This is a genomic window from Bacillus sp. AM 13(2015) (assembly GCF_001518755.1).
Classification (GTDB): Bacteria; Bacillota; Bacilli; order Bacillales; family Bacillaceae; genus Bacillus; species Bacillus safensis.
Map to the genome: position 1 here is coordinate 1 of NZ_LKCP01000031.1, position 8,139 is coordinate 8,139.

General features: G+C 41.1%; 7 protein-coding genes and 3 pseudogenes. 5 read left to right on the forward strand and 5 right to left on the reverse strand.

All coding sequences use genetic code 11. The features are described from left to right. A pseudogene (locus AOQ70_RS03695) lies at window positions 1-356 on the forward strand (peptidylprolyl isomerase); the annotation flags it as partial. A 53-nt stretch (window positions 357-409) separates the two neighbouring features. Here the strand turns inward: AOQ70_RS03695 and AOQ70_RS03700 are convergent. The 4 genes and pseudogenes from AOQ70_RS03700 to AOQ70_RS03715 all read right to left on the reverse strand — a co-directional run bounded on the left by AOQ70_RS03700 (window position 410) and on the right by AOQ70_RS03715 (window position 5,785). Beyond that, the gene (locus AOQ70_RS03700; RefSeq protein WP_039183045.1) at window positions 410-640 is read right to left on the reverse strand and encodes a sporulation YhaL family protein; all 231 of its coding nucleotides are present in this window, start codon (window positions 638-640) and stop codon (window positions 410-412) included. 116 nt (window positions 641-756) lie between these two features. Next, window positions 757-1,704 carry a 3'-5' exoribonuclease YhaM gene (gene yhaM, locus AOQ70_RS03705; protein WP_024425447.1) on the reverse strand — a complete coding sequence of 316 codons (948 nt, stop codon included), beginning with the start codon at window positions 1,702-1,704 and terminating at the stop codon, window positions 757-759. Window positions 1,705-1,766: 62 nt separating this feature from the next. Then, window positions 1,767-4,554: pseudogene (locus tag AOQ70_RS03710) on the reverse strand (AAA family ATPase). 16 nt (window positions 4,555-4,570) lie between these two features. Further along, window positions 4,571-5,785, reverse strand: coding sequence for a metallophosphoesterase family protein (locus AOQ70_RS03715; RefSeq protein WP_059374883.1), 1,215 nt, complete (start codon window positions 5,783-5,785; stop codon window positions 4,571-4,573). A gap of 171 nt (window positions 5,786-5,956) precedes the next feature. Here AOQ70_RS03715 and AOQ70_RS03720 point away from each other — a divergent pair, with 171 nt between their 5' ends. After that, window positions 5,957-6,145 (forward strand): YhzD family protein, encoded by a 189-nt coding sequence (locus AOQ70_RS03720; protein ID WP_047202901.1) that lies wholly within the window; start codon window positions 5,957-5,959, stop codon window positions 6,143-6,145. 30 nt (window positions 6,146-6,175) lie between these two features. Here the strand turns inward: AOQ70_RS03720 and AOQ70_RS03725 are convergent, their stop codons facing one another. Continuing rightward, entirely contained in the window at window positions 6,176-6,946 is a 771-nt protein-coding gene (locus AOQ70_RS03725; RefSeq protein WP_059374885.1) for an enoyl-CoA hydratase, read from the reverse strand. Between the two features lie 185 nt (window positions 6,947-7,131). Here AOQ70_RS03725 and AOQ70_RS19095 point away from each other — a divergent pair, with 185 nt between their 5' ends. From AOQ70_RS19095 to AOQ70_RS19890, 3 genes and pseudogenes are all read left to right on the forward strand, one after another. Next, a complete protein-coding gene (locus AOQ70_RS19095) occupies window positions 7,132-7,458 on the forward strand; it encodes a potassium:proton antiporter (RefSeq protein ID WP_231730827.1) in 327 nt (108 codons plus the stop codon). A gap of 65 nt (window positions 7,459-7,523) precedes the next feature. Continuing rightward, a complete protein-coding gene (locus AOQ70_RS03735) occupies window positions 7,524-8,021 on the forward strand; it encodes a cation:proton antiporter regulatory subunit (protein ID WP_024425442.1) in 498 nt (165 codons plus the stop codon). Between the two features lie 3 nt (window positions 8,022-8,024). Further along, a pseudogene (locus AOQ70_RS19890) lies at window positions 8,025-8,139 on the forward strand (hypothetical protein); the annotation flags it as partial.

Consider the following 8,139-nt stretch of genomic DNA (forward strand, 5'->3'; position numbering starts at 1 on the left):
TGCTTCAGCTGCACAAGGCGGCGATGTAGGCTGGTTCGCAAAAGAAGGCCAAATGGACGAGAACTTCAGGTAAGGCTGCTTTCAAACTAAAAGTAAATGAAATCAGCAAGCCAGTAAAATCCCAATTCGGCTATCATATCATTAAAAAGACCGAAGAACGCGGTAAATATGATGACATGAAAGCGGACTTGAAAAAAGAACTGCTTGACCAAAAACAGGCAGACACAAATGAAATCCAAAACATCTTAAACAAATTAGTAAAAGATGCTGATGTGAAAGTAAAAGATAAAGAGCTTGAAAAAACGTTCAAAGAAAAATCTGAACAGCCTGCACAAAATCAGCAGACTCAACAGTAATCACAAAAAACCCCTCTGCCATCATCGTGCAGAGGGGTTTTTGTATGACTAGATTAAGCAATTGAATGATCTTCTTGTGCCGCAGTATCCTGTGATCTTTTCACCTGCTGATCCTGACGTCTGCGCTCTCTTTCCTGTTCCATTCGCTCGATAAAAATTTCTCCTTCCTTTTCAATAAAGGATTGATCAATTTCTTGCTCCTCTTTGGCTGTTGTCATTAATTTATACGCACAGAAAATAATGCCGATGATACAGGCATACACCCACCACGGAAAAAACAACATTTTTTCATCGCCTCCTTTTCTTAAGGACATTCCTCTCTTCCTTTGTGTTACATGCTTATGCGAAAAGAAGACAAGTTATGAAAAAAACGCCCGCATAAACGGACGTTTTGACATGATTATTCGTGATGGAAGGTTGGTTTATAAAACGAACGATTCTCAAGTGCAAAAATACGTTCTGTATATTCTCCTGGTTTCACATGCTCAAGCGCACGATCCATCATGTTCATTTTCGCATCTAAATTATCAATATAGTGGAGAATTTCAGCCTCTTTCACCATTGGTGGTTTCGGGCTGCCCCACTCTCCTTTTCCATGATGACTTAGGACTAAGTGCTGTAAAATGAGAATTTCTTCTGAATCAATGCTAAGCTCTTCCGCCGCTTTCGCAATTTCTGTCACCATGATGGAAATGTGGCCAATTAAATTCCCTTCCACTGTATATGTGGTAGAGACTGGACCTGAAAGCTCTTTTACTTTCCCTAAGTCATGAAGAATGATGCCTGAATATAAAAGATCTCGATCTAGTGATGGATATAGGTCAACAATGGATTTTGCTAAATGCAGCATGGACACGACGTGGTAGGCGAGTCCAGAGACAAATTCGTGATGATTTTTTGTCGCTGCTGGATAATCAGCAAATTCCTGTCCATATTTCTTCAGCAAATGCCTTGTAACACGCTGAATATTAGGGTTTTTCATATCAAAGATATATTGCATAATCGTATCCATCATATCGTGTTTTGGAATAGGAGCTGTTTCGAGAAAATCATCAATTCGAATTTGCTCGTTTTCAGCAACAGGGCGTATATTCCTAAGCTTCAGCTGATTCCTCCCGCGATAATGATGAATGTCGCCTACTACCTTCACGATGGTTTGCGGGCCATAGGTGATTTCATCATTCTGCTTTGCATCCCATAGTTTCGCCTCAATATCTCCACTTTGATCTTGAAGAATGAGCGTTAAAAATGGTTTGCCATTACTTGCAATCCCTTTAGTAGATGATTTAATTAATAAATGCAGGTCAACTTGTTCGCCGACATCATAGGTCATGATCCCTTTAGCCATTCAATAAAAGCTCCTTCCATGTTTCTGCTCATATAAGTATAACATAAGTCATTATTTGTCAATCATTCAACTGCTAAACTCGTAATCTGTCCATCTTCTGCTGCCTGCGCCATATGCTGATGACAGGTAAAATAAAACAGCTGTGTTTCAAAACGTGTGAGTTCATTCATCAACTCCAGCACTCTTCCTAGACGTACATGATCAAAATGAACGAAGCTGTCATCCATCATAAACGGAAGCTGACACTCCTGCTGATGCGACAAGGCGAGTGCAAAACGAATCGCCAGATAGATTTGTTCACATGTTGCCTGTGAGAGCTCTTCTGGATGGAATATTCGTCCATCCACCCTTTTCACGATCAGCCGGTCATCCTCGGGTGAAAATAAAATGGCTTCATATCGATCATTCGTTAACGGCTGAATAAAGCTTGAAGCTGTTTGCAGCAATGCTGGCAGCCTTGTTTCTTTATGCTCATTCAATTTTTCTCGAATGACGGAGCGGACAAGCTGAATCGCCGCCCATTTTTTCGCAAGGTGCTTTGCATGCTCCTGCTCAGCTGCAAGCTGATGAGTCAAATCAGAAACTGTACCAGAAGCTTCTATTTGCCGGATTTCCACTGCTCGTTCTGCTAAGCGTTTTTCCATATTCGCCGCATTCGATTGTACGTTATTCAGGTGCTGCTTCGCTTCTGCACACTCTTCTTCAAGAAGACGCAATCCTTTGCGAACAATCGATTCTTCCTCATCAAAGCAGCCGCTTCTATGCAGCTCTTGATTCAGCTGCTGCAAATGAGAAAGCCGTTCCCGATATTCTTTTGATAAATGAGAAAGGATTTGGTAATCTTTTTTGGACTCTGCTTCTACTTGACGAAAAAGCGCGTCCATTTGTTTTTCGTAATAGTCAATTTCCCCTTCTAGCGTCGTGATCTGCTGTTTCACATGTTGAATCGAAACATCCAATGTCTGACGTTCTTTTTCTCTTTTCGCCTCATCTTTCAATATCTCTTGAAAGGCCAAGATATTCTCTTGAATGGTGCCTTCCTTTCGTTGAAGAAGACTGCTTAACGCTTCCACCCTGTGCTCATAATTGGATTGCTGGCCTAAAAGCTCGTCTATTTCCCGGCTAAGCCCCTCATATTCCGCTGTATCCGTTTTTAATTGCTTCAGAATAAGGAAGGCTTCTACAAGGAAAGAAAGCTCTGAGGACAAGCCCAGCTGTCTTTTCTTTTCCTCTACTTGCTGCTGGACAGGTTCCAGCTCCAGCTCCCAGTCTTCATATTGCCGGATAATCCTTTCGTACAAAAGCTCCTTCTGCCTCACAAGCGTTTCAGCTGAAGCTGCCTGCACTTGGAAGGAATCGAATGTTCCCCCGCCGCTTCCCTGTTTCATCTGTATTGATTTCAAAAATGGATAAATCGCAAAGAAAACAAAAACAGAAAATCCCGCAAATAAGAAAGTAATCCACCATTTTGTTAAAAAGAAAAGGACAAGCAGAAATGCAGCATCGAACATCACCATCACAGGAAATAACCACGCCCGGGAATGAGCCTGTTTCTCTTTTGTTCTTGTTTCCCCAGTTTCCACTGTACTATGCGATTTGGCCTGCTGTTCCTTTAATCCTTTTAAAGCGGTTTCCGCTTCTTCCAGCTCATGTCTTGCATGATCAAACCGGTCATCCAGCTGTGCCTTTCTGTCCATTAAACGAATGTATTGGCTGACAGCCTCCTTTAATTCCCACTCAAATTCAAGGGAGTCGTCGATCTGATCGAGCTTGACTGAACGCTGCCACTTCAGCTTCGCTGCGGCTTCATCCATTTTTTGTTTCAATGAATCACGTTCTGCTTTACATTCAGCTAAGCGATTTTTGACACGTTCAGCATGAGAAGTTTCATCAACGACACGCTTCATCTCCAGTAACGTATCCTTGTCATAAAGCGGTTGAACTTGTGCCATCGTGGTTTGCAAATGATCTAATTTTTGCTTTAGTGCAGTCATTTGAGCCTTTTTCGGGTGAAGGTGTGATTCTAATTTATCCAATTCATGCTCTGTTTCTGCTCTAAAGCGTTTGACTCGTTCTGGATAACGGGCTAATTCTTTTTTTAACTCCATCTTCTTCTCTATCATGGGATAAAGTCGAATGTGTTCAGTTAACTGCTGAATCTGTTCTTCTGTCTGCTTCATTTCATTTTGAAGCGCTGCGATCGTCTCTATGAATTCAGAATGCTCCCGTTTTTTTTCTGAATAACGGCCTTCTGCCAATCTAGCTTGTTTCAGCTGGCCAGTCAGCTCTTTTAAACGATCAAGCTGCTGGTTTAATTCTGGCTTGCGTCCATTTGGTTTAAACAGCTGCTCCTGCTGCTTAAGCAGCCTGCTATCCATCTTGGAGGCCGCATCTGAGCCAAATAAACTTGAGAAAAGCAGAAATTCACCAATTTGATCTTCGTTTAAGGCTTGGACATTTTGCAGTCCAAACACATCAAATGAGTAGATTGATTGGAATAATCTGCGATCCGTTCCCTTTAAAAGAGTCCGCAGGAATGCTTCGTCTTTCACTTCACCATTCGGTAAAAACACCTGTGCTTGACCGCCTCGATCGGACGATCTCTCAATGTGAATGACACCTAACTCTTCATCTAAGCAAGTGAGGGAGCCGCCATAGAAAGATCCTTGCTTCGGCTTGTACATCTTGTTTTTTGAAAAACCAAATAACATCGACTCAATAAACGCCTTCAATGTCGTTTTCCCCCGATTCATTCAGGCCGTAAACTAGCTGAAAACCGTCATCAGAAAAGTGAAAGGTTCGATTTGAAAATTTCCCGAAATTCGCTATATGGAGTGAACGTATTTTCATCATACCTCTCCTTTTCTCATAATTGCTTCAGCTGTTCCGTCAGCAGCCTTTGTGCTTCTTCTTTTATATCCACTTCATCCTCTTTTGTGAGCGCTTTTCCTGACTTTCTGTAGGTTGGGTGACGCTTGATCGGTGAAAGCAGCTCTTCATATGACTCAAACTGTGCAATTTCTGTAGTGAGTTCCTTCAAAAAAGAATCCTCTGGATAGATCACATCCTCATTTGCTCGGCAGTCAATTGACATCACCCAAACGAACACGTCTTCATCTTCCTCCTGCTCATGAAAAACAGTCATCAGCTCTTCGAGGACCTCAAGCTGTGTATGCTCAAAGTAAGAAGGCGCATCACCTATCAATTCAATTCTCACAAAATGAGGAATGCCTTCCTCTTTCAGCTTATTGATTTTGCCTTCCACAAGTGTGACAAGGTCCGTCATATGAGCCGTTTCTGTGATGTCTATTGCCAGTGTCTCAAAGATGATATCTGCACAGCTGATAAAATCCGCTGTGTGAGAATCTTCAGAGAGGTGAATCAAGTAACAGCCTTTTTCTCCCGTTTCTTTTATATGTCTGCCCTGCACATTACCAGGATAAATAATATATGGATCTTCATGCAGAAGGGCTCTTTTATGTATATGTCCGAGCGCCCAATAATCAAAATCTTGCGAAAGGAGCTGCTGAAGCTGAAATGGGGCGTAGGCATCATGGCCTTCTTGTCCGGCTAATGTACCGTGAAGCATTGCAATGTGATAGGCAGCATCTGTCGTTTTGACATAATGAGATGTCATATTTTCATAGACAGCCCGCTCTTTATAGCTAAACCCATAAATGCTCGCGACAAGCTGATCCTCTCGATAATAGGAGTGATCACTTGGTGTACTGCTCGAAAAGACATGTACATTCTCAGGCCACTCAATCGGTGTCCATTCACCGCCTAAATGATCATGATTCCCATAAATAATAAAGACTTCAATCCCATGTGTTTGCAGTCTTAAAAACTGGTTTCTTAAAAAGAGCTGTGCTTTCAGGCTGCGATTTGATTCATCAAATAAATCTCCGCTCAGCAGCACAAAGTCTACTTCTCGCGCAACGGCAAGATCAAACATGTTCTTAGCACTTTGAAATGTACTTTCTTTGAGCCGCTTAAATATAGAATTAGGTATAGTCGACATTCCTGCAAATGGACTGTCTAAATGTAAATCTGCGGCATGAATAAAGGTGAGCTTAGTCAAACGTCTATCTCCTTGTCCGATACTGTCATTGTCCATATTTTATCATGCCATTTTTACGAATGCACGTTCTATCACTCTCATTCTACAAAACACATTTTTAAGGGCTAAAAAAGAGGTTTTGTCTTATTCCATGTTTAATTACATTAAAAACAGAGGAAAGGAAGATGAGGAATGGAGAAGACATACTTTTTAACCGTATTTGATCGGTCGGGTGAGACTTTATTAAATGAAAAAATCACAGCGGATAGTGACGAGAAAGCAAAGGAATTAGGACGTCATCGCTTAATGGAACAGCAATACACAAAGCATTCCCATCGACTCGTTAATCAAGCAGGCAAGCTGCTTTTATTTGAACGTTAAAAAGCCGGCTTTCGCCGGCCTTATGTTCATCTATGCTTTTTGAAAGACAGGTCGTCTTTTTTCTAAAAAAGCCTGTATACCTTCTTTGTGATCATGACTTTTTCTCAGTCTTGCCTGTGCTGCCCTCTCTTTTTGAAGAACTGCTAAGAGCTTTGATTCTGACTGCTGGAAATAGATCATCTTTGTTTCGATAAAGGCTTGAAGCGGCATGTTCATAAACGACTTCACACACACTTTTTGGTACGTATCGACCTCTTCTTGGAACAGCCCGTCTGCAAGGTTCAGCTTTAACGCTTCTTCAGCCGGCAGCTTTTGTCCGCTCCAAATCAATTGTTTGGCGGTTTGCTCACTGACTCTTTTTGTGAGGAAAAAATGCCCCCCGCCATCTGGAATTAATCCTACCCCATTAAAATTCATGGCAAGTTTTGCATCGTGATGCATAAACAAGTAGTCACAGCTTAGGGCAAAGCTAAAAGCGAGGCCTGCCGCTGACCCGTGGATAAGCGCAATCGTCACTTTTTTCATACTAGCTAGTGAAAGTGTAATTCCCTCGATCAAATCCATCACACGATGGAAATCTTCTTCACTTTCCTGCTTAAGCATCATCCCAATATCTCCGCCTGCTGAAAATCCTTTTCCCTCTCCCTTGATGACAACGACTTTAGCACTGCTTTCCTCCGCTGCATCACATGCTTCTTTGAATTCAGCAAACATATCCACATGAAACGAATTATATGCTTCAGGCCTATTGAAAACGATTTCAAAAACATCCCCGTCTAACTGACAATTGATATATGTCATCATCCATCCCCCTTTTCATTTAAAAGCTCATAACTTACTTCCATTTCCATCAAGTAAAACCTTTTTCTCTAAACAAAAAATTTCAAGATCAATTGATACCAAAAATAAGCATAATCATTGAAACAAGAAATATATTTTTATATAGTAAAATAAGAAAGAAAATAAATTTGAAAGGAGGAGGATGATTGATCAGATGTTCCATCATGATATTGGTTAGCTTCATCGTCATGTTTTCTCCTTTTTCAAATGTCGTTTTTGCGTCACAAGCAGAAGCGAGCACACCTAGCCTGATTTCTCCATCCATCTATGATGAAGAAATTAATGCTGTGAAGACACCTTCATTTTCAAAAAAACATGCTTCATCCATTCTGCTGAAGGACAGATTATCAATGGCGGATGCCAAGACTTTTCTGCCAAAGCCTGCCCCATCAGCTGCATTATCCATTGATCTATGTTTTTTGGAAATGAAGTGCGCGATCCCCGTTATGTATCAATCTAATTACCTCTACTGATTCATTTTATTTCATCCGTATTTACTATTAGAAAAAACACAGCCTATCAAATTCGGAGGGATAAAATGAACATTAAAGAAAATGATCTTCCTGGGATCGGAAAGAAATTTGAAATTGAAACGAGAAATAGAGAAAAGATGACGATTGTGATTCATGATGATGGCAGACGGGAAATTTATCGTTTTGACGATGATGATCCAGATGAAGTCCTGTCTACCATTTCACTCGATGATGCTGAATCCCGGCAAATCGCTGCTATTATCGGCGGTATGGTGTATAAACCGCAGGCACTAGAAACCATTGAAATGGCATTCAATGACTTGATCATTGAATGGTTTAAGGTGGAAAAAGGTGCAAAAGCGGTGGGACATACACTCGGTGATTTAGATGTGAGACAAAATTATGAAGTCACCGTGATTGCGATCATTAAACATACAAATGAAAAATTACTCAACCCTGGTGCCGATTCGATTATTCAAGCAAATGATACGATGGTCATTTCGGGCGAAAGAAAACACTTGAAGCGATTGGTACGTGATTTTCTTTCTAGAGGGGGAGAGTGATGAATGGATCATTTAGTCTTTGAAGTTGGGACGGCGCTTATTCTTATCGCCATTGCCAGCTTAATCGCCAATAAAATTAAATTTTCTATCATCTTTCTTCATTGTCCTCGGAATTATT